The sequence below is a fragment of the Caballeronia udeis genome, from assembly GCF_001544555.2.
Taxonomy (GTDB): Bacteria; Pseudomonadota; Gammaproteobacteria; order Burkholderiales; family Burkholderiaceae; genus Caballeronia; species Caballeronia udeis.
Genome location: NZ_FCOK02000076.1, coordinates 1 through 22,889 on the forward strand (window position 1 = coordinate 1; position 22,889 = coordinate 22,889).

General features: G+C 60.7%; 18 protein-coding genes. 6 read left to right on the forward strand and 12 right to left on the reverse strand.

Annotated features, from left to right (window positions below; genetic code table 11):
• Positions 1-18 precede the first annotated feature (18 nt).
• The 10 genes from AWB69_RS35925 to AWB69_RS35970 form a co-directional block, all read right to left on the reverse strand.
• Positions 19-1,890: a PhoH family protein gene (locus tag AWB69_RS35925; RefSeq protein WP_062091549.1), complete on the reverse strand. Its 1,872-nt coding sequence runs from the start codon at positions 1,888-1,890 to the stop codon at positions 19-21.
• Between the two features lie 473 nt (positions 1,891-2,363).
• Complete coding sequence (locus AWB69_RS35930) at positions 2,364-2,825, reverse strand: peroxiredoxin (protein ID WP_062091550.1); 462 nt, start codon at positions 2,823-2,825, stop codon at positions 2,364-2,366.
• A 263-nt stretch (positions 2,826-3,088) separates the two neighbouring features.
• Complete coding sequence (locus AWB69_RS35935) at positions 3,089-3,985, reverse strand: polysaccharide deacetylase family protein (RefSeq protein WP_062091551.1); 897 nt, start codon at positions 3,983-3,985, stop codon at positions 3,089-3,091.
• Positions 3,986-3,994: 9 nt separating this feature from the next.
• Positions 3,995-5,044, reverse strand: a complete 1,050-nt coding sequence (locus AWB69_RS35940; RefSeq protein WP_062091552.1) for a bifunctional UDP-4-keto-pentose/UDP-xylose synthase — start codon at positions 5,042-5,044, stop codon at positions 3,995-3,997.
• On the reverse strand, positions 5,041-6,099 hold the full coding sequence (locus tag AWB69_RS35945; RefSeq protein ID WP_082913742.1) for a formyltransferase: 1,059 nt from the start codon (positions 6,097-6,099) through the stop codon (positions 5,041-5,043). Before AWB69_RS35945 ends, AWB69_RS35940 begins: the two co-directional genes overlap by 4 nt.
• 7 nt (positions 6,100-6,106) lie before the next feature.
• Positions 6,107-7,135, reverse strand: a complete 1,029-nt coding sequence (locus AWB69_RS35950) for a glycosyltransferase (RefSeq protein WP_062091553.1) — start codon at positions 7,133-7,135, stop codon at positions 6,107-6,109.
• A gap of 133 nt (positions 7,136-7,268) precedes the next feature.
• Positions 7,269-8,432 carry a DegT/DnrJ/EryC1/StrS family aminotransferase gene (locus tag AWB69_RS35955; RefSeq protein WP_062091554.1) on the reverse strand — a complete coding sequence of 388 codons (1,164 nt, stop codon included), beginning with the start codon at positions 8,430-8,432 and terminating at the stop codon, positions 7,269-7,271.
• A gap of 120 nt (positions 8,433-8,552) precedes the next feature.
• Positions 8,553-8,924 (reverse strand): SMR family transporter, encoded by a 372-nt coding sequence (locus AWB69_RS35960; protein WP_062091555.1) that lies wholly within the window; start codon positions 8,922-8,924, stop codon positions 8,553-8,555.
• Between the two features lie 116 nt (positions 8,925-9,040).
• Positions 9,041-10,714: a glycosyltransferase family 39 protein gene (locus AWB69_RS35965; protein ID WP_062091582.1), complete on the reverse strand. Its 1,674-nt coding sequence runs from the start codon at positions 10,712-10,714 to the stop codon at positions 9,041-9,043.
• Positions 10,715-11,120: 406 nt separating this feature from the next.
• Complete coding sequence (locus AWB69_RS35970; RefSeq protein ID WP_062091556.1) at positions 11,121-11,495, reverse strand: Mth938-like domain-containing protein; 375 nt, start codon at positions 11,493-11,495, stop codon at positions 11,121-11,123.
• Between the two features lie 563 nt (positions 11,496-12,058).
• On the opposite strand from AWB69_RS35970, the gene AWB69_RS35975 reads away from it, so the two are divergent.
• The 5 genes from AWB69_RS35975 (at position 12,059) to AWB69_RS35995 (ending at position 19,297) form a co-directional block, all read left to right on the forward strand.
• Complete coding sequence (locus AWB69_RS35975) at positions 12,059-13,297, forward strand: pyridoxal phosphate-dependent aminotransferase (RefSeq protein ID WP_197500393.1); 1,239 nt, start codon at positions 12,059-12,061, stop codon at positions 13,295-13,297.
• Between the two features lie 45 nt (positions 13,298-13,342).
• Positions 13,343-14,659, forward strand: coding sequence for a homoserine dehydrogenase (locus AWB69_RS35980; RefSeq protein WP_062091558.1), 1,317 nt, complete (start codon positions 13,343-13,345; stop codon positions 14,657-14,659).
• Between the two features lie 9 nt (positions 14,660-14,668).
• Positions 14,669-16,114, forward strand: a complete 1,446-nt coding sequence (gene thrC, locus AWB69_RS35985) for a threonine synthase (RefSeq protein WP_062091559.1) — start codon at positions 14,669-14,671, stop codon at positions 16,112-16,114.
• A 210-nt stretch (positions 16,115-16,324) separates the two neighbouring features.
• Positions 16,325-17,917, forward strand: a complete 1,593-nt coding sequence (locus AWB69_RS35990; protein WP_062091560.1) for an ABC-F family ATPase — start codon at positions 16,325-16,327, stop codon at positions 17,915-17,917.
• Between the two features lie 222 nt (positions 17,918-18,139).
• Positions 18,140-19,297: an NAD(P)H-dependent flavin oxidoreductase gene (locus AWB69_RS35995; RefSeq protein ID WP_062091561.1), complete on the forward strand. Its 1,158-nt coding sequence runs from the start codon at positions 18,140-18,142 to the stop codon at positions 19,295-19,297.
• 146 nt (positions 19,298-19,443) lie between these two features.
• Here AWB69_RS35995 and AWB69_RS36000 read toward each other — a convergent pair whose 3' ends face one another.
• A complete protein-coding gene (locus AWB69_RS36000; protein ID WP_062091562.1) occupies positions 19,444-19,647 on the reverse strand; it encodes a DUF1289 domain-containing protein in 204 nt (67 codons plus the stop codon).
• A 65-nt stretch (positions 19,648-19,712) separates the two neighbouring features.
• On the reverse strand, positions 19,713-20,927 hold the full coding sequence (locus AWB69_RS36005) for a phospholipase A (RefSeq protein ID WP_231937342.1): 1,215 nt from the start codon (positions 20,925-20,927) through the stop codon (positions 19,713-19,715).
• An 847-nt stretch (positions 20,928-21,774) separates the two neighbouring features.
• On the opposite strand from AWB69_RS36005, the gene AWB69_RS36010 reads away from it, so the two are divergent.
• Positions 21,775-22,854, forward strand: coding sequence for a polyamine ABC transporter substrate-binding protein (locus tag AWB69_RS36010; RefSeq protein WP_062091583.1), 1,080 nt, complete (start codon positions 21,775-21,777; stop codon positions 22,852-22,854).
• Positions 22,855-22,889 lie beyond the last annotated feature (35 nt).

Sequence of the window (22,889 nt, forward strand, 5' to 3'; positions counted from 1 at the left end):
TTCAAATCGTGCCGATAGTTAAAGAATCTCGGACGCGTAATCTGCCAATCGCGACCGTTCGCCACGTGCAAGCGTGACGTGACCGCTATGCGTCCAGCCTTTGAAGCGGTCGACTACGTACGTCAGGCCCGAACTGCCTTCCGTCAGATACGGCGTGTCGATCTGGGCGATATTGCCCAGACACACGATCTTCGTGCCCGGACCGGCGCGCGTGACGAGCGTTTTCATCTGCTTGGGCGTCAGGTTCTGCGCTTCGTCGATGATCACGTATTTGTCCACGAAGGTCCGCCCGCGCATGAAGTTCATGCTCTTCACCTTCAGGCGCGACCGGATCAGTTCCTGCGTGGCGGCGCGACCCCATTCACCGGCGGCGTCGTCGGTCTTTTGCAGGACTTCGAGGTTGTCGTCGAATGCGCCCATCCACGGCTGCATTTTTTCCTCTTCCGTACCCGGCAGGAAGCCGATGTCTTCGCCAACCGGAACCGTTGCACGCGTCACGATGATCTCGTTATAACGCTTGTCGTCGAGCACTTGCGCGAGGCCGGCGGCCAATGCCATCAAGGTCTTGCCGGTACCGGCCTGACCCAGTAGCGTGACGAAATCCACGTCCGGGTTCATCAGCAGGTTCAACGCAAAATTCTGCTCGCGATTGCGCGACGTAATGCCCCACACGTTGTTCTTGTGATGGCTGTAATCGCGCAACGTTTGCAGCAGCGCCGTCTTGCCGTTCAGCTCGCGCACGATGCCGTAGAACGACGGTTCACCGTTCTGCGGCTCGAAATAGACGAACTCGTTCACCAGCATGGACGCGCACTGCGGACCGGTCACGCGGTAATACGTCGTGCCCGTCTTGGTGTCCTGCCAGCTTTCCATGCCCTTCGCGTGTTTCGTCCAGAAGTCCGAAGGCAACGCACGTACGCCGGAATAGAGCAGGTCCTTGTCTTCCAGCACCTGGTCGTTGAAATAATCTTCAGCGGGCAGGCCGAGCGCATGGGCCTTGATGCGCATGTTGATGTCTTTCGACACCAGCACGACCTGCCGATCCGTGCGTTCCTTCTGCAGCGCGCGAACCACACCGAGAATCTGGTTGTCGGCCTTGCCGACCGGCAGGCCTTCGACCGGTTCAATGTCGGTCAGCGTGGTCTGGAAGTACAGGCGGCCGGTTGCATCGCGATTGCCCAGCGCGGACAACGGCAACCCGGCGGCCATCTCGCCGACGTGCGCCACCAGCGCATCCAGCGTGCGGCTCACCTGACGCGCATTGCGCGCCACTTCCGACATGCCCTTCTTGTGGTTGTCGAGTTCCTCGAGCGTCATCATTGGCAGATAGACGTCGTGTTCCTCGAACCGGAACAGCGATGACGGATCGTGCATCAGCACGTTCGTGTCGAGCACGAACAGCTTGCCGATCTCGTTGTCCGGCTGGCCACGCGTGCGGCGCTTCTGTTGGCCACGCGGCTGAACGCCGTTAGCCACGGGCGCGGCCGGTGCCTCGGAGCGCGAAGGCGCGCGTTCACGCGCCTCGACCGGCGTGCGTGCGACTGCCGGCGTGGTTTCGACCTGTTCGGCCGGCGCAGCGGCGGGTTGCAGCAACGCCGCAGTTTGTTTCGTGCGGCGGGTGCGCGCGGCGGGCGCTGCGTCAGAGGCTTCTACCGCTGAGCCTTTGGATGCGTTCGCAAGCGTCTCGCTTGCTATGGCGCGCAAGGTATTGGCGGTGTTCGCGGCAGCAGGCCGCGAAGCGCCGACGCTCGCGCCAAATTCGGTTTCGGTTTCAACCAGATCGCCATCGCTTGCCTGCTTTTTTGATGATCGGGCAGGCCGGGCTTTGGCTTTGTATTCTTCAGACGGCAGGAGGTTGCCGAGCTTGACGGGTGCGGTAGGCAAAGGCATGGTTTTCCTCGATAGGATTCGGATCGTATGTCGTGCGTCGCCTGTCGCATCCTGCGTTATGCCAACGGTCAGGTCTTCAGGCCAGAAGGCTGGACGTCGATGCAGTTTGCGTCCGGAGACGCGCTTCGGTTTCGAAAACGCCGGTTCGCCTAGATTTCGATCGGCTCCTTGGAAGTTGCGTCCTGAAGAAAACGGGGATGAAACGCACGGACGGCGCGGGACGCCCAGGGCGCACACGCTGGAGGTAAGGGAGCGTCCGCAAACAAAAAAGCCGCTGTCCCGGACGATGGGACCAGCGGCTCGACAGCGCCTGCTTCAAAGCGCCTTTCAACTTCCACCACGCCCCTGGATTCCAGGCGTGGCGTGTAGCGGGTACCCGTGCCGGTCGCGGGGAAAACCGCGAAACACCGGACGCTACGCAAAGAGAAATGGAGGGAAGGGCAAGCGCTCATTGCGAATCAATATAACGTGCCTCAAAGCGCTTGTACAGCTTCTACAATCTGCTCCACGTGGCCTGGAACCTTTACGCCACGGAACTCCCGGCGCAGCACCCCTTTCGCGTCCAGCAGGAAGGTCGAACGCTCGATTCCGCGCACTTCCTTGCCATACATTTTCTTCATTTTGATGACACCGAAGAGCGTGCAGATAGCCTCGTCGGAATCGGATACCAGCGTGTATGGCAGTTCCAGCTTGGCCTTGAAGTTGTCGTGCGATTTCACGCTGTCACGCGAGATACCGATCACTTCAGCACCCGCCTTCTTGAATTGCGCATAGAGATCACGGAACTGCAGGCTTTCCGTTGTACAGCCCGGCGTATTGTCTTTCGGATAAAAAAACAGCACGACTTTCTTGCCTCGCAAGGACGACAGCGTAAAGTCGCCGCCGGTTGCGGGCGCGGTGAAATCGGGAACGGGTTGATCGACGGCGATCGGCACGAAGTTTCTCCTATGTCGACCGGAGTTGGCGCTTTAGCGCTTACTCCGGTCCCATGCAAAGTGTTTGCGGTCGACCGGAGTTGGCGCTTTAGCGCTTACTCCGGTCCCATGCAACATGGTTGCTGTTATCGGTAGACGCGTGGCTCGGGCGCCAATTTCTGGAGAGCGAGCACGTTGGAACGGTAGTGCAGATCCGCGAAGGGCTGTACCCGTCCGGCCGAGCCCGCGACAGATACCAGGCGCGAAAACAGGCCGGCAGCGCGTCAGTCTGGCTGCAGTATCAACTCGCCCGCGCGGCCTGGAATCTCGCCCCACGCGACAGGGTACGTGGGCAGCGTCGCGCGGTCCAGCGTCGCATGATAGTCGCCCATCGTGCAGAAACCATGACCTTGCGCGCTCCAGCCGGCCAGCAATTGCTCGAATACCGTGGCCAGCTTTTGTCCTTCCAGTTCGGCGTGCAGCGTGAAGACCTGGTCGTGAGCCTGCTTCGACGTGAGGCCAAGCAAATGCGCAGCCACATTGCTCACGTCCACACCATCCACACCGAGGATTTCATCCAGCGTAGGCAGCGTGGTGGGCATCTGGACGTGATTCAGCGTTCGGCCGTCGAGTACGGGAATGTAGGGCGTGTGGCCACGACCATCGGAGGCGTATTTCATGCCCCAGGCATCGATCTGTTCGAACGCGTAGCCGTTCATCTGCCAGCCCGCTGCGCCGTGCGTGACAGGCGGCGTGCCGAAGATCTCGACGAAACGCGCGTGGCTGCGCTGCATCTGGCTGGCTGTCCACTCACGATTGCCGGCACGGACATTGTCCTGCCAGTACACGTGATCCCACGTGTGGATGCCGCACTCGAACCCAGCTTCATGAATCGCGCGCATTTCGGCAACCGCACGGCGGCCGATATCCGGCCCCGGCAGAAGCACGCCATACATGAGCGTCTTGATGCCGTAATGCTCGACCACCGACGTCCGCGACACCTTCTTGAGAAACCCCGGACGAAACACGCGGCGCAATGCCCAGCCAGTGTGATCGGGTCCGAGGCTGAACAGGAAGGTCGCGCGGGCGTGGTATTTGTCGAGCAGGCGCGCGAGATTCGGCACGCCTTCGCGCGTGCCGCGCAGGGTATCGACGTCGATTTTCAGAACAATGCGAGCCACGCGCCGTCCTTAGGACTGGTCTTCGACAAGGCGCCGCGCCGTGCCCACGTCGCCGCGATACGCTTCGAAAATCTTGCGCAACGCGTCGTCCATGGTCGCGACCGGCTTCCAGCCGAGTTCCTGGATCGTGTTGTCGATCTTCGGCACGCGGTTCTGCACGTCCTGATAACCCGCGCCGTAGTAGTCGCCTGACGACGTCTCCACGAGCTGGACCGTCTTTGCGCTTTCAGCGTATTCGGGGATCTCGTTCGCGAGCTTCAGCATCTTGTTGGCGAGTTCACGGACCGAGAAGTTGTTGCTCGGATTACCGATGTTATAGATCTTGCCCGTCGCCACGCCGTTCTTGTTTTCGATGATCTTCATCAACGCGCCGATGCCGTCGTCAATATCCGTGAACGCACGTTTTTGCGCGCCGCCGTCGACGAGGCTGATGTTTTCACCGCGCACGATGTGACCCAGGAATTGCGTGACCACGCGCGAGCTGCCTTCCTTCGGCGTGTAGATCGAGTCGAGGCCCGGGCCGATCCAGTTGAACGGACGGAACAGCGTGAAGTTCAGGCCTTCCATGCCGTAACCCCAGATCACGCGGTCCATCAACTGCTTCGAACACGCGTAGATCCAGCGCGGTTTGTTGATCGGGCCATAGCTCAACAGCGATTCTTCGGGATCGAATTGCTCGTCGGTGCACATGCCGTACACCTCGGACGTGGATGGAAACACCAGGTGCTTGCCGTATTTCACGGCTGAACGAACGATGGGCAGGTTCGCTTCGAAGTCGAGTTCGAACACGCGCAGCGGCTGCTTGACGTAGGTGGCCGGCGTGGCGATAGCGACCAGCGGCAGGATCACATCGCACTTCTTGATGTGATATTCGACCCATTCCTTGTTGATCGTGATGTCGCCTTCGAAGAAATGCATGCGCTCGTGATTGGCGAGGTCGCCGAGACGGTCGCGTTGCATGTCCATGCCGAAGACTTCCCAGTCGGTCGTCTCGAGAATGCGCTTGGAGAGGTGGTGGCCAATGAAGCCGTTGACACCCAGGATCAGGACTTTTTTCATGAATGAGGAAGTGATTGAGTGAGTCGGCCGAATTCGGCGGGACTGACGACGCGTTCGCCGCCGGCGGGAGTCTGGTTTTCGTCCACGAATGGTTGCCGCAATTCACGGATGGCGACGACGCGGCCGTCCCCGCATACGCCAAACAGCGCATTATCCTTCACGTGCAGGCCAGGGGGCAAATTCGAGACCTCACGCAGGGTTTCGGCCGCGACGTCCGGCAGGCCGTTTTCGGGCGCGAGACGGGCCCGCGCGACAATAAAGCGCTGCTGGCCGATGTCCGTAAAAGCCCCCGGATACGGCGGCGCGACGGCGCGAATCAGGTTGTAGACCTGCTGCGCCGTTTGCGACCAGTCGATGCGGCCATCTTCCGGCTTCCGGCCGCCGAAGTAGCTGCCCTTGGTGAGGTCGTTCGGCAAATGCGGCGCTTCGCCTGCGATCAAGACCGGCAAGACGCGCCACAAGGTTTGCTCGGCGGCGACGGTGGTTTTGTCGAAGACTTGCGCCGCGGTGTCGTCAGGGAGAATGGGCACGGGCGTTTGGCCGAGGATGGCTCCGGCGTCCGGTTTGGCCGCCATCTCGTGCAGCGTCGCACCCGTTTCTGTTTCTCCGTTCAGCACGGCCCAATTGGTGGGCACGCGCCCGCGATACTTCGGCAACAGCGAACCGTGCATGTTGTACGCGCCGCGCGCCGCAAGCGCGAGCAGCCCGACCGGCAGCATGTGCCGGTAGTAGAACGAGAAGATGAAATCCGGCGCGAGTTCGCTGATTGCCTCACGCAGTTCGGGCGACTTGGGATCGGCGGGCGTGATGACCGCGATGCCATGATCCGCCGCCACCGATTTCACGCTGCCGAACCAGATGTTCTCGTCAGGATTGTCTTCGTGCGTGACGACCAGCGCGACTTCCACGCCGCGCGCGAGCAGGACCTGCAGGCAGCGCACGCCAACGTTGTGATACGCGAACACCACCGCGCGAGGCTTCGCGCGTGGAGCGTTTGCAGGGCTTGCAGGGTTTGCAGCGTTTGTAGTGCTTGTGGAATTAACCGCCGGGTTCATAGCGACCTCATAGAGGATCGACCTCGCGGCTGATTGCTGCTACCGCTTCCTGGCGTGGCATGGTCCGCGCCGGCTTGCCGTCGCGCTCTTCCAGGATGGTCTGCACCAGGTAACGCGGCCGCGCGCGCACTTGCTGATAGATCCGGCCGATATATTCGCCCAGCAGCCCAAGCGCGAAGATGATCACGCCGAGCATGAAGAAGGTGATAGCGAACAGGGTGAACACCCCTTCGACTTCCGCGCCGAACATGAAGCGTCGAACCAACAGCAGCAGGAACAGGCCCGCGGACCCGACCGACAGGATCACGCCGATGAACGACAACCACTGCAGCGGCACGACGGAGAAACCGGTCACCAGATCAAAGTTGAGGCGGATCAGGCTGTACAGCGAGTACTTGGATTCCCCGGCGAAGCGCTCTTCGTGCGCGACGTCGATTTCAATCGGGTTCTGCGCGAAGGTATAGGCCAGCGCCGGAATGAAGGTGTTGATTTCACCGCAGCGGTTGATGGTGTCAATGATGTGCCGGCTGTAACCACGCAGCATGCAGCCCTGGTCGGTCATCCTGATGCGCGTGATGCGTTCGCGCAGCCGGTTCATCAGCCGCGAGGCCTTCTTGCGCCAGAAGCTGTCCTGGCGTTGCTGGCGAATCGTGCCGACGTAGTCGTAACCCTCGCGCATCTTCTCGAGCAGCTTGGCGATTTCCTCGGGGGGGTTCTGCAGGTCGGCGTCGAGCGTAATGACGCATTCCCCGCGCGATTGTTCGAAGCCCGCGAGAATGGCCATGTGCTGGCCATAGTTGCCGTTCAGCAGGATCACGCGGGTCGTGTCCGGCCGCGCGCGAAACTGCTGGCCGAGCAATGCCGCCGACTTGTCGCGGCTGCCGTCGTTGATGAAGATCACTTCATACGTCGCGCCGAGTGCATCAAGCGCCGGATACAGGCGGGAGAAGAGTGCCGCGAGGCCTTCTTCTTCGTTGTACACCGGGACCACGACCGTTAATTCCGGGCCGGTCGGCAGAAAATCCGTTTGACTCATGTTGACGATGGTTCCGCTAGATGTCCGTGGTGAAAAATGTGGTTCTTGTTTTGCCGTGCGATCCGCGTACGTTGCATGACTTGCATACTTTAGCGTGCTGGGCGTGCCGTATTGCCTACGTGACTCGCATGCCTTAAATGGCGTGCGCCGCGCAGATTTCATCGACTGCATGCACGACGCGTTTCACGTCGTCCTGGTTCATCTGGGTGAAGAGCGGCAGCGTGACCGTTGACGCGCCGTATTTTTCGGCGTGCGGGAACATGCCTTCGTGGAACCCACGTCCGCGATACAGCGTGAACAGGTGCAGCGCCGGGTAATGCACGCCCGTGCCAATGCCGCGTTCCTTCATCAGTCCCATGAACGCCGAGCGCGTAAGCGACAGGCGCTCTAGCGGCAGCGCGATCTGGAACATGTGCCAGTTGCTGTCGGTGAAATTCGCCACCGGCAATTGCACGCCCATGCGCACGGCCGCGCCGTTCGCGAAACTCTCAAAGTATGCGCGCGCCAGTTCCCGGCGTTGTTCCGTGAAACGCTCCACGTGCTTGAGCTGACCCAGGCCAACGCGGGCGGCGACGTCGGTGAGATTATATTTGCCACCGAGGAGATCGCAGTCCATGCCGTCAAAGCCGGTGCGTGTGATGCCTTGCAGCCGGTACTTCTGCGCAAGCACGGCTTCTTCCTCGTTATTCAGGACGAGCGCGCCGCCTTCGATCGACGTGACGTTCTTGTTTGCGTGAAAGCTGAACGAGACAATGTCGCCGAATGCGCCGATCTTCTGACCGCGCCACGATGCTCCAAACGCCTGCGCCGCGTCTTCGATCACGCGCAGGCCATGCTCGCGTGCAATGCCGTACAGCCGGTCCATGTCCACGGGCAAACCGGACAGATACACCGGCAGGATTGCCTTGGTACGGGGCGTAATGGCCTTCTCGAGCAGGTCCAGGTCGATATTGCGCGTGACCGGGTCGATATCCGCGAACACCGGTGTAGCGCCTGTTTCAATGATCACATTGCTGGTCGAGACCCAGGTCATGGGTGTGGTGATGACTTCGTCGCCTTCGCCCACGCCGGCTATACGCAACCCGACTTCCATGGTCGCCGTGCCGGAATTGAACGTGCGCACCGGGCGGCCGCCGCAGTAGGCGGACAGTTCGGCTTCGAACTGCTGGTTTTGCGGGCCGGTCGTGATCCAGCCGGAACGCAGAACGTCGACGACGCCCTGAATCGTCTCTTCGTCAATCTCGGCGCGTACGAAAGGCAGAAAGGGAAGCGTTTTAGAAGGCACGTTCTGGGTCATGGAAGCTCTGCGAAGGAAAGGAACGGTGAGATCTTTGAAACACAGTCTTTGAATCACGGTGTCAGCCGGGTTCAGCTTCGTTCAGGCGCACCCAGGTACGCTCAGGTACGCCCGGAACCCTCAACCGCGCGTCAGGATCACGACGCCGATCAGGATAATGCCGATACCGACCAGTCGCTGCAATGTCAGGACTTCGCCGAATAAATACCACGCCGCGAACGCGTTCACCACGTATCCGAGCGAGAGCATGGGGTAGGCGATAGAGACGTCGACCCGTGACAATCCCACAATCCACACCACCACACTGAACACGTAGCAGGTCAGTCCGCCGATGATCGGCCACTGCGTCGCGATCTTGAAACCGATCGGTACGATGTTCCCCGGCGTGAACTCGAAATGGCCCACGGCGTTCACGCCTGCTTTGAGCAGCAACTGCGCACCGGCGTTCAGCATGACGCCGGTGATGATGCAAATAAAGGATATCGGGTTCATCGTCGGCCGTAATAGGGTTTTTTAGCGGAGCGCCGCGAGGCGCAAGGCTTCGTAGCGTCTCCGGCTTCTATATCCGCTGGCGCCCGGTGATCCGGTCAACGGGCGGCGCCATTGTTTCAAGGCTGCGGTTTTTCGACAATCACCCTTCGGGCGTCCCGAGCAATCACCTGCATGGGCACGTGCTTCGCCAGCAATTCGTCATACCGGCCGGGCGGTATCAGCGCAAGGCCGTAGGGTTGCGCATCCCAGCGCTGAATCCACTCATCAATGGTCGGCACCCACTTTTGGGGTTCCGTTGTGACCCCAAATTTCAGCTCGTCAGGTTCCTGGACCATGATCATGGTGTGGCCGAGATAGAACGGCATGGTGTGATCGAGTTTGGCGACCGAATAGAACGGCGTGTCGGCAGGTAATCTGGCCATGGCGGCTTTCACCGCAGGCACCAGTTGCACGCCCGAACTTTCGCGGCCGAACACCTCGTGGCCGGTGCCGGCGATCGTGCCCATCAGCAGCCAGGCGGTTCCCAGCAACACCACGCCGCCGATCGAACTGCGCCGGTTGAGCCAGATGGCGGCAAGCGTCACCACGAAGGCCACGCCGAGCGCGGCGTACACCCAGACCTGGAATTCCCTGTACAGCGCGTTGGGCGTGTTACCGCCGCCCATCCGGCCGAGGAAGATCGCGCCAAATGCCGCCACCACGAGAAATACCGCGTATCCGGTCAAATGCCGGTGCCACTGCGCGCGCGTGAGCAAGGGCAGGTAGATCGCGATCAGCAATGCAATGGCGGGCGCGATTGGCAGGGTGTACGACAGCAGCTTCGAATGCGACGCGCTGAAGAACAGGAAGATGAACACCGACCAGACCACGAGCAGCATGACCGGTGCAAAGCCGTTCGGCTGGCGCGGCACCTTCAGCGCATGCCGCACGCTCTGGAACACCACGGAGAGCCAGGGCAGGAATCCGACAATCAGCACGGGCACGAAGTAATAAAACGCACCCGGACGGTTCTGTTCGGGGGTCAGATAGCGCTGGAATTGCTGCACGATGAAAAAGAAGTTCAGGAACTCCGGATTCTTCATCTGGACCAGCACGAACCACGGCGTGGCGATCACGAGGAACAGGATCAGCCCGCTGCCGATGTAAAGGCGCCGCCAGAGGGCCCAGTCACGCGCGATCAGCGTATAGAGCACCAGCACCGCACCTGGCAGGATCAGGCCGATCAGCCCCTTCGACAACAGCGCGAGCGCCATCCCGGTCCAGCACAGCCACATCCAGATCCGGACCTCGCGCGCCGGCAGGTTCGGACGCTGCGCCAGCAGCAAGCTGCAGAGCGTGAGTTGCATCCAGAACGACAGGCCCATGTCGAGTGTGTCGAAATGGCCCATCAGGTTCCAGTACGGCGACGTCGCGAGCACGACGGCCGCGCAGAACCCGGTCACGCCATTGAACACCCGCGCCCCGGTGTAGCCGATCAGCAGCACGCCGGCAAAGCCGGTCAACGCCGTATAAAGGCGCGCTTGCCACTCGCCGATACCGAACCACGCGAACGTCAGTGCGTTCGCCCAGGTTTGCAGCGGGGGTTTTTCGAAATACTTGTAGCCGTTGTAACGCGGCGTGATCCAGTCGCCGGTCACGAACATTTCGCGCGCCATTTCCGCGTAACGGCCTTCGTCGCTCGGGACGAGATGGCGCAAGCCCAGCGGGGCGAACCAGATCACGGCGAGTGCCGCGATCAGCAATAAAAGCGAGAGGCGGGTGAGCGGTAGCCGGTAAGGCGTATCGTTCATGAGTGTCGACCTGTCCGATGCCGCTTTCGCGGCGCTAGCAAAATTCATGGGGGGCTCGAGTTTGGCGCATTGGGGCTTAAGGGCGGCTTAACAGACACGCTTGCGGCAAACTCGCCGCGTACCCGGTGTCCGGCCAGCCCATGCAGGTTCCTCTGCAACGACCGGGCGCGCAAGCCAGCCAAACGGCCAGTCATTGTGCGCTTCGCCGACCGGCGCACGATTGCGGGCGTGAGCGTCATCGGGCGGTGCACAGAAAACAGGCGTTACCAGTGCCGATACCCGTACCGGCATCGACGCCGGGCGGCAGTTTATCGCACTGGCGCGCCGAATCCGCTCTCGCGCGTTGCCGCGGCGTTTGCGCCGGCATGCGCTTGACTTCCGCCGGCACGCCTCGGCTACGTCTCCATTACGCCTCGATCAGCAGCGCAGCCGCGACCCAGCGGCCTTCCGACATGAGAATGTTGTAAGTACGGCATGCGGCGCCGAAATCCATTGTTTCCACCCCAATGCGTTGCCGGGAGAGCTTCGCGATGAGTCGCGGATGCGGAAAACGCAGGCGCGCGCCGCTGCCGAACACGACGACTTCAGGTGCGATCGCGATGAGCGCGTCGAAATCTTCCGGCGTCAGCGCGTCGAACGACGACACGGGCCACGCGATCACCGGCGTTTCCGGCATCACAATGATGCTGCCTTCGTGGCGTTGCAGATTGATCGCGACGTAATCGGCGCCGTAACTCGTGATGGTGTTGAGCGCGCCGCTGGCTTCCTGATGTAATTTCAAATCGATATTCCGACAGGCGGGTTGATGGCGAGAGGTGACTGCGCGAGGGGCCTGTGACAACGGGACGCCCTGGCGCGCAATGCAGCTTTCACGGGCTCGCGCGAGCACCTGGATGAAGCCAATGTGCACGCGGCTACCGGTGGCGCATTGCGAAAGTCACGGATAATCCGCTAAATTATAACTTTTCAGCCGCCGGCGGGTTGCGAGCCCGGGGCGGCGCATTGCATCGCGTGCTGCCACAAGCTGCTTCTCGACACGCAAAACGCGGCGTTTTGCCTTGGCCTGATGGCCATAAGCTCACACGATTCCGCCCAAACCTGCCTCTATCCGGCGCATTTTCGCTAGACTGCCTGTTCCGCGTCGCTACTTAACGTTTCTGCGCGGTGTCCGGTCCGTTTGACGTCTCGGTTCGACTCGTTTTGCGCTCTGCGTCTTGAACGCCGGGCGAAAACACCGGCGTGGCCTGCGGTGCGCCGAGTCAGCGGATCTGACTTGTTAACTTTATTTGCCGATTTTTCCTGGTCCAGAGCCTGATTCCCAGTAACCCAGTGAGCTTTCCCGCCGTGAAACCGATTCTAAAATCCAATAAATTGCAGAATGTCTGTTACGACATTCGCGGACCCGTGCTCGAGCACGCGAAGCGGCTGGAGGACGAGGGCCACCGGATCATCAAGCTCAATATCGGCAACCTTGCGTCGTTCGGCTTTGACGCGCCGGACGAGATCATCCAGGACATGATCCGCAACCTGCCCACGTCGTCGGGGTATTCGGACTCGAAGGGCGTGTTCGCCGCACGCAAGGCGATCATGCATTACAGCCAGCAAAAAGGCGTGGCAGGCGTGGAACTGGACGACATCTATATTGGCAACGGCGCGTCCGAGCTGATCGTGATGGCCATGCAAGGCCTGCTTAACGACGGCGACGAAGTGCTGCTGCCTGCGCCGGACTACCCGCTGTGGACAGCCGCGGTAAGCTTGTCGGCCGGCACGCCGGTGCATTATCTGTGTGACGAATCGGCCGGCTGGATGCCCGATCTGGACGACTTGCGCTCGAAGATCACGTCGAATACGAAGGCGCTGGTCATCATCAACCCGAACAACCCGACCGGCGCGCTGTATTCGGACGAGTTGCTAAAGGACATGATCGAGATCGCGCGCAAGCACGGCCTGATCATTTTCGCCGACGAGGTCTACGACAAGATCGTCTACGACGGCCGCAAGCACACGGCGGTCGCGGCATTGTCCGAAGACGTGCTGACGGTCACGTTCAACAGCTTGTCGAAAAGTTACCGGGCCTGCGGGTATCGCGCGGGCTGGATGTTCATCTCCGGGCTGACGGGTGAAAACCGCCGCATCGCCCATGACTATATGGAAGGGCTCGGCATCCTGGCCTCCATGCGCCTGTGCGCGAACGTGCCGGGGCAATATGCCATCCAGACGGCGCTCGGCGGTTACCAGAGCATCAACGACCTGATCGTGCCGGGCGGCCGCCTGTTCAAGCAGCGGGAACTTGCTTACGACATGCTGACTGCGATTCCCGGCGTGAGTTGCGTGAAGCCGCAGGCGGCGCTGTACATGTTCCCGAAGCTCGACCCGAAGATGTATCCGATTGTCGACGACCAGCAGTTCATTACGGATCTGTTGCTCGAAGAACGCACGCTGCTTGTGCAGGGCACCGGCTTCAACTGGCCGACGCCCGATCATTTCCGCGTGGTGTTCCTGCCGAACGTGGATGATCTCGCCGACTCGATCAACCGTATCGCGCGCTTTCTCGATGGTTATCGAAAACGTCACTCTGTCTAAACCTCTCTTCTCTGTCTAAACCTCTCTTATAAGACTCACGCTGCAATGGAACCGATCAAAGTTGGCCTGCTGGGCTTCGGCACCGTCGGCAGCGGCACCTTCACGGTGCTGCGCCGCAATCAGGAAGAAATCAAACGGCGCGCCGGACGGGGCATCGAAATTACGCGCATCGCGGTGCGCACGCCATCGAAGGTGCAGGGCGCGGCGGGCATTGACGTCACGACCGACTTCAACGCGGTCGTCGACGACCCTTCCATCGACATCGTGGCCGAGATGATCGGCGGCACGGGCGTCGCGCGTGAACTGGTGCTGCGCGCCATCGCCAACGGCAAGCACGTGGTGACGGCGAACAAGGCGCTCCTGGCTGTACACGGTAGCGAGATTTTTGAAGCGGCCAGCAAGAAGGGCGTGATGGTGGCGTTCGAAGCGGCGGTCGCGGGCGGTATTCCGATCATCAAGGCGCTGCGCGAAGGGCTGACGGCGAACCGCATCCAGTACATCGCGGGCATCATCAACGGGACGACGAACTACATTCTCTCGGAGATGCGCGACCGCGGGCTCGACTTCGCGACCGCGCTGAAAGCGGCCCAGGAACTGGGTTATGCCGAAGCCGATCCCACCTTCGACATTGAAGGCGTGGACGCTGCACACAAGGTCACGATCATGAGCGCGATCGCGTTCGGCGTGCCCGTGCAATTCGACCGGGCTTACGTGGAAGGGATCAGCAAGCTCGACGCCATCGATATCCGCTATGCGGAAGATCTCGGCTACCGGATCAAGCTGCTGGGCATTGCGCGCCGCACGGAGAAGGGCATCGAATTGCGTACGCATCCCACGCTGATCCCGGAAAAACGCTTGCTGGCGAACGTGGAAGGCGCGATGAACGCGGTGGTCGTGCACGGCGACGCCGTGGGCACCACGCTTTATTACGGCAAGGGCGCGGGCGCCGAGCCGACCGCGTCGGCCGTGGTCGCCGATCTCGTGGACGTCACGCGCCTGCATACGGCCGACCCCGAGCACCGCGTGCCGCATCTGGCGTTCCAGCCGGACAGCCTCGCCAACACGCCGATCCTGCCGATCGAAGAGGTGACGAGCGGTTATTACCTGCGCCTGCGCGTGGCGGACGTGACCGGCGTGCTGGCCAACATCACGCGCATTCTCGCCGACAAGGCCATTTCCATCGACGCGTTGCTGCAGAAGGAATCGGAGCACGTGGACGGCGAGGACAAGGGCGAGACCGACATCATCCTGATCACGCATGTGACGGTGGAAAAGCAGGTCAACGCGGCGATCGAGCAGATCGAAGCGCTCTCCACGGTTGTGTCAAAGGTAACGAAGCTGCGCATGGAAGCGTTGAACTAGGGCTCTCAAATGAACTACATCTCCACGCGCGGCGCCGGTACCGGCGAGCGCCATACTTTCTCCGACATCCTGCTCGGCGGTCTCGCGAAGGACGGCGGCCTGTATTTGCCCGCGGAATATCCGCGCGTCACGGCGGATGAACTGACCGCCTGGCGGTCGCTTTCCTACGCGGATCTGGCCTACGAAATCCTGCGCAAATTCAGCGACGACATTCCCGCCGAGGACCTGCGCTCGCTCACACGCCGCACTTATACGGCCGGCGTCTACAGCAATGTTCGCGATTCCGAAAGCGCGGTGCAGATCACGCCGCTGAAAACGTTGGGCGATGAGGGCGGCACAACCCTGTCATTGCTGGAGTTGTCGAACGGACCGACGCTCGCGTTCAAGGACATGGCCATGCAGTTGCTCGGCAACCTGTTCGAGTACACGCTCGCCAAGCAAGGGCAGACGCTGAACATTCTTGGCGCAACCTCAGGCGACACGGGCAGCGCGGCGGAATACGCAATGCGCGGCAAGCAAGGCGTGCGCGTTTTCATGCTGTCACCGCATCAGAAGATGAGCGCGTTTCAGACGGCGCAGATGTTTTCGCTGCAGGACCCGAACATCTTCAACCTGGCGGTGATCGGCAACTTCGACAATTGCCAGGACATCGTCAAAGCGGTGTCGAACGATCACGCGTTCAAAGCGGCCAACAAGATCGGCACGGTCAATTCGATCAACTGGGCGCGCGTGGTGGCGCAGGTCGTCTATTACTTCAAGGGCTATTTCGCTGCGACGAAGTCGAACGCCGAGCGGGTGTCGTTCACGGTGCCGTCGGGCAATTTCGGCAACGTCTGCGCCGGGCATATCGCTCGGATGATGGGTTTGCCGATCGAGCAACTGGTCGTGGCCACCAATGAAAACGACGTGCTCGACGAGTTCTTCCGCACCGGGGTGTATCGCGTGCGCACGGCAGCAGAGACGTACCACACGACCAGCCCGAGCATGGATATCTCGAAAGCATCGAATTTCGAGCGTTTCGTGTTCGATCTGCTCGGACGCGATCCGGCGCGCGTGCTGCAGCTTTTCCGCGACGTGGAAGAAAAAGGTGGATTCGACCTCGCCGCCAGCGGTGACTTTGGGCGCGTGAAGGAATTTGGATTTGTATCAGGACGCAGCAGCCATGCAGATCGGGTGGACACCATTCGCGACGCGTTCAAGCGTTACGGCACCATGATCGATACCCACACAGCCGACGGCCTGAAGGTCGCGCGCGAGCACCTGAGCCCGGGCGTGCCAATGATCGTGCTGGAAACCGCCCAGCCGATCAAGTTCGGCGAGACCATCCGCGAGGCGCTCGAGCGTGAACCGGAGCGGCCGGCGGCGTTTATCGGTATCGAAGAATTGCCACAGAAATTCGATATCGTGGCGGCCGACGCCGCGCTGGTGAAGGCGTATATCGCGGAGCGCATCTAGGCTCGGGGTGGCGGCGCTGGGCGATATCGGCGGGCGACACGGGGCAACCCTGAACACCCGTCGTGGCGTCATTTGCGGTGTCATGCGCAGGCCGCTGGACGTGCGGCCGGCGCCCTCACGCGCGCAGCTTTGCGCTGCAATGCCGCAACTCGCCCCGAAAACTGCTAAAATTGCAGGTTTTTCGCCGTACACCATTCAAAAGGACGCGCTGTGCTGTCTACTGCCAACATCACCATGCAATTCGGGCCGAAGCCCCTCTTCGAGAACATTTCGGTCAAGTTCGGGGAAGGAAATCGCTACGGCCTGATCGGGGCGAACGGCTGCGGCAAATCCACGTTCATGAAGATTCTGGGCAGTGACCTGGAGCCGAGCTCCGGCAACGTGATGCTCGAGCCGAACGTGCGTCTGGGCAAGCTGCGTCAGGATCAGTTTGCGTATGAAGACATGCGCGTGCTCGACGTCGTGATGATGGGTCACACGGAAATGTGGAACGCGATGTCCGAACGCGACGCTATTTACGCGAATCCCGACGCCACCGACGACGACTACATGCACGCCGCCGAACTCGAAGCGAAGTTCGCCGAATACGGCGGCTATACGGCCGAAGCACGCGCCGGAGAGTTGCTGCTGGGCATTGGCATTGCGATCGAAGACCATACCGGCCCGATGAGCAACGTCGCTCCGGGCTGGAAGCTGCGCGTGTTGCTTGCACAGGCGCTGTTTTCGAAGCCGGATGTGTTGCTGCTGGACGAACCGACCAACAACCTGGACATCACCTCCATTCGCTGGCTCGAGGACATACTGAACCAGTACAACTCGACCATGGTGATCATTTCCCATGATCGACACTTCCTGAACCAGGTCTGCACGCACATGGCGGACATGGATTACGGCACGTTGAAGGTGTACCCGGGTAACTACGACGACTACATGCTGGCGTCAGCCCAGGCGCGCGAGCGTCAGGCGAATGCGAACCAGAAGGCGAAAGACAAAGTAGCCGACCTGCAGGACTTCGTGCGCCGGTTCTCGGCCAACAAGTCGAAGGCGCGTCAGGCGACCAGCCGTGCGAAACAGATCGAAAAGATCAAGATCGAGGAATTCAAGCCGTCGTCGCGGCAGAATCCGTTCATTCGCTTTGAATTCGAGAAAAAACTGCACAACATTGCGGTGGTGGCGACCAACATCACCAAGAAATACGACCGGACGATCTTCAATCACTTCAGCCTGAGCGTTCAGCCGGGCGAGCGGATTGCGATCATCGGCGAGAACGGTGCGGGCAAGACCACGTTGCTGCGCGCGTTGAAGGGCGCAATCGAACTGGACGGCGGTACGGTCAAGTGGGCCGAAAACGCGCTGGTCGGATATATGCCGCAGGACACGTACGAAGAGTTTCCGAAGGACGAGACGCTGACCGACTGGGTCGACCAGTATCGTCAGGACGGCGACGACGACCAGATGGTCCGTGGCACGCTGGGCCGTTTGCTGTTCAACGCCGACGACATCAAGAAATCGGTGAAGGTGCTGTCGGGCGGTGAAAAAGGCCGGATGATCTGGGGCAAGCTGATGCTCGGGCGCCCGAACGTGTTGCTGATGGACGAGCCGACGAATCACATGGACATGGAATCGATCGAGTCCTTGCAGATCGCGTTGGAGAAGTACGAAGGCACGCTGATCTTCGTGTCCCATGACCGGGAGTTCGTGAATGGACTGGCGAACCGGATCATCGAGGTGAAGAACGACGGCACACTGCGCGACTTCGGCGGCACGTACGAGGAATTCCTGACGAGCCAGGGTATTCAGTAACACGGCACGGATTACATCCCGCGCAACGCTGTACTCTGCTAACCGAAACAAGCTTCAAAGCAAACGGCCCGCTTCGTAAGAAGCGGGCCGTTTGCTTTTCCAGGGCGTGGGCATGTTCAGGAAATTGAAATACAGCACAGTCGAACTTGCTTGATAAAAAGCAACGTGTGTTTGTCCAACCTCCTGCAAGCTCAAAACTTTGGCTCTGGAGATGATCCTTTCATGACCCCTCTTTCCCCCCTGACCATTCGCGGCCGCACGTTGCTTACTATTGTGCAGGGAGGCATGGGTGTGGGTGTGTCCGCGCACCGGCTGGCCGGCGCCGTAGCCCGGGAGGGTGCGATGGGCACTATTTCGAGCATCGACTTGCGGCATCACCATCCTGACCTGCTTGAGATGTGCAAACAGAACCCGGACCAGGCGACGCTGGAGGCCGCCAACCAGACGGCGTTGCGGCGCGAGATCATTGCAGCGAAGGCACTGAGTGAAGGGCACGGCATGGTTGCCGTGAACATCATGCGCGCTGTCTCGTCCTATGCTGCAGCAGTTCAGACGGCGTGTGAGAGCGGCGCCGACGCTATCGTCATGGGGGCGGGGTTGCCGCTGGATCTGCCGGACCTGACGCAAGGGGTTGATATCGCGCTGATCCCGATCTTGTCGGATAGCCGCGGCATCGCGTTAGTGCTGAAGAAGTGGCTCAAGAAGAATCGTTTGCCTGATGCCATCGTGATCGAACATCCGGGCCATGCCGGCGGCCATCTCGGCGTGGCGAGCGTTGCGGATATTCCGAGCGAGCGTTTTGACTTCGCTCGCGTGATTGAGGAAACCATGCTGACCTTCGATACCCTCGGTATCGAACGGACCCGGATTCCGCTGATCGTGGCGGGCGGTATCGACGGGCACGCGGCGGTGCGTCGCTGGCTGGCCGCGGGTGCGTCCGGCGTGCAACTTGGCACGGCGTTCGCGGTGACCAAAGAGGGGGATGCACATCCCGAGTTCAAGCGCATTCTCGCCGACGCAACGCCGGAAGACATCGTCGAATTCGTGAGTGTGACGGGCCTGCCGGCTCGCGCGGTGAAAACGCCGTGGCTCGATCGATATCTGCGCAATGAGCAACGGATTCGCGACAAGATCGGCTCGCGCGAGCAAAAGTGCCCCACGGGCCTCCATTGCCTGGCGGCGTGCGGTTTGCGCGACGGTATCGAAAAGTTCGGGCACTTTTGTATCGACACCCGTCTGGCCGCGGCCCTGCGTGGAGATCGTGCGAACGGACTGTTCTTCCGGGGGCGCGAGGCGCTGCCGTTCGGCTCGGCAATTCGCAGCGTGCGTGAATTGCTCGACTTGCTGATCGCAGATATCCGGCCTACGGCAGCGGCTTGAACGGCGCGGGCGTATGAACCCGCGCCATGCGGTCGCGCTCGTCGTGACCAGCCTCGGGAATCAAACCGGAATCGGCGTAACGAACGGGCGCAGCCATACATCGCTACGTGTCCGCATCTGGCGACAAAGCCGCAACCAACCCGTGATCAAACCTTGTCGCGGGTGAAGCGCATGGCGGTGCCTTCGCGGGTAATGCGTTCCCAGATAGCGACCTTCTCGGCATCGCTGAGAAACACCCAGTTGGAGACTTCGCCAGCCATGCGGCCGCAGCCTTTGCAGACGTCGTCAAAGAGGGTCGAGCAGACGCCGATGCACGGGCTGTCGGGCAAATCATGAAGGTTCGATGCCATAAAACGCCTGTAGTCGGGCGCGGCATGCAGTGAAAAAACGCAGCGCCCATGCAAAAGACGTAAGTTTAACGCGCGATGCTGTAGCCGATCCGCGCGATCCAGTGGTTACGCTGGTTGTAATCGAGAATGTCTTCGCCGTAGCCGTTGAAATACCCCACCCACAAATACCCGCCCCACGCGCTGCCGATCAGCTTGGCGAGCGGGTAAGTGAATTGGGCGTCCACGCTACCGTATCCCGCTTTGGTGCCCTTGCGCAGCGTGGTGGCGAGTTGCCAGCCGTCTGGGCTGCCGTACTTCACGAGCAGATCGACGTAACCCCGATAGTCCTGGATGTCCTCGTTGCCGCTCTTCGTGATGTAGTAGTAGATCTTCGGGGAGATCGTCAGGTGGTTCGAATTGATATCGCCGAAATCCCAGGTCGGGCGCACGAAAGCGATGTTGATGCCGCGCGAGTCCGCGCCGGCCTTGCCGTTCGACTCATGTCCAATACCGGCTGTTACGCCCATGCGCGAAAACAGTGAGCTTTTCCAACCCGTGTTCTCCAGGTAGTAGAACAATTGCGGTTCGTAGCTCGTGTCGCGGAAGGGCGCGGATTCAGCCGACAGGTCCCAGATCGATGTTTGCGTGTAGGCGAAATACAGGTTGTCGAGGAAGCTGCGCGAGCGGGGATCGTCGGGCAACAGCAGCCGATACTTGAAGCTGAACTGGAATTTCGCGAGGTTATCGCCGTTCTGCCCGTCAGCGAAATACATGGGTTCGAAGGTTGACAACCGGCCGCTCAACATCCGGTCGCTGGTAGTCGTGGGTATGGCCGATGTATTCGCCGCGGCCTCGGCGCTTGCCAGTTGCTGCGGTGTCCGGGCCTTCGTCTCGGCGGTTTCCGCCGCCACCACTTGGGCCTGCGATTTGCCGCGATTGAGCGTGATCAGCATGGGCGACGAATCGAAGCCCACCGGATCGACCTTCATCACGCCACGCGCGGACTCGGGCCAAGGGGCGGCATAGCGAACCTTTCGATATTGGCCGGGGTTCAGCGACAGCGTGTCGGGGACGCCGGATTCGCGTTGCAGCGCCAGCGGTTGCGGTGGCAGGTCGCCATTGGTCAGCGTGACGTTGAGCGCTTTTGGCACATCGATGGTGAGCGGCTGCTTGTCGTCATCGCTATAAAGCAGTGTCAGTTCGAGCGGCTGTTCAGAGGCGGCTTCGCGCACGGGCTGGAGCACGGACACGGTTGCGTAGGCGGCGCTGGTCAGCCCAAGGCTGATAGCGGAGGCTAGCATCGCGAAGCGGTATGCCGTCGCCACCTTGCGGGGCCGCAAGGGCATGAGGGAGCGGGTAGGGAGCGGCAAAGAGCCTCGGGCCATTAAACGATCGTCCTTGTTGCGTTGAGTAGCGTCGGGCGAGGCGACGGGGAGCGGCGTCCCTGGTCGTCCCGATTGCGACCCGCTGGTTCGCCGGTTGACCTCCGAACCACCCCGGGGAGGCATTCACGAAACGGTGAATTGTAAGCTTGAGAGGAAGCATCTGTAACGTCGGAGCGGAACGGGCAGGTTCAGCAAAAATCGATCCCGGCTTGTATCGGTACCACTCGTTTGTTGATGAGCCTGAAGCCGGGATAGTGCCAAGCAGCTGGAAAAAAGACGTAAGCAGCACAACACGAGCTAGCCTTAATGAGCCAAGGACAGGACAAGGCGGAGCAAGGACGAGACAAGAACGGGACAAGGCTTGGCGCATCGCCTGAGTCGCTGAGGGGTTTCACGAAGCCCCTGAGCAATGACGGTTCCGCTGAAGAACGTGCGTTGGATGCCGGCGATAAATCCCGGCTGAGCGATGGCCGGCGCGGACATGGTTATGCCGCTCCAGCCAAACGTGCTCCTTGTACACTTCACGCGACAAAATTCGCCAATTGTTTTTTGCGATGCAACCTTTTGATGATAGTTTTCGTTTTTTTGGAAGCGTCTCGACTGGGCAGGGGAGAAGGGCAGTTTGAGACATGGAAATCAACGGTCGGCAAGTCGAATGGACGGAGAAACTGAAATGACAGAAAAAATGGCGGACCGGTTGTCGAAGCGTTCGGGTGTATCGGGCGCGATTGCACGGGTGCCGGCGTGCGTACTCTCTATCACCATGGCTGTGGCGGGTGCGGCGGCGTTGACGGCACCGCTGGCGGCATCGGCGAAAGACACTCAGCTCAACGTGTACAACTGGTCGGACTACATCGCGAAAGACACGATTCCGAACTTCGAGAAGCAGACCGGCATCAAGGTCAAGTACGACAACTACGACAGCGACGACACGCTGCAAGCCAAGCTGCTCACCGGCAATTCGGGTTACGACATCGTCGTGCCCACCAGCAACTACGCCGGCAAGCAGATCACCGCGGGAATCTTCACCCCGCTCGACAAATCCAAACTCCCCAACCTCAAATACCTCGACTCCGACCTGATGAAGCTGATCGCGGGCGCGGATCCGGGTAACCAGTACACGGTACCGTGGGCATACGGCACAACGGGCCTTGGCTACAACGTCACGAAGGTCCAGCAGATCCTCGGCAAGAACGTGCCGCTGGATAACTGGGACATCCTGTTCAAGCCGGAAAACATCTCGAAGCTCAAGGCCTGCGGCGTCTCGGTACTCGACGCCCCCGACCAGATGTTCGCCGCCGCGCTGCATTACATCGGCAAGGATCCGATGAGCACGAACCCGGCGGACTACCGCGCCGCGCTGGCAATGCTCAAGAAGATCCGTCCGTACATCACGCAGTTCAACTCGTCGGGGTATATCAACGACCTGGTCGGCGGCGACGTCTGCTTCGCCTACGGCTGGTCGGGCGACGTGGTGATCGCCAAGCATCGTGCGGAAGAGGCGAAGAAGGCGTACAAGGTCGAGTACTACATCCCGAAGGGCGGCGCGCCGGTCTGGTTTGACGTGATGGCGATTCCGAAGGACGCGAAGAACAAGGAAGCCGCGCTCGAGTGGATCAACTACATCGAGACCCCGCAAGTTCACGCCGCGATCACGAACGAGGTGTATTACCCGAGTGCGAACACGGAAGCGCGGAAATACGTATCGAAGGATGTTGCCGACGACCCGGCCGTGTACCCGCCGCAAGACGTGATCAAGACGCTGTTCCTGCTCAAGCCGTTGCCGCCGGAAATCCAGCGCTTGCAAACGCGGCTCTGGACGGAACTGAAGTCCGGACGCTGAACCTTGCCAAGGTTGCCAAGGTTGCACTAGGCAGT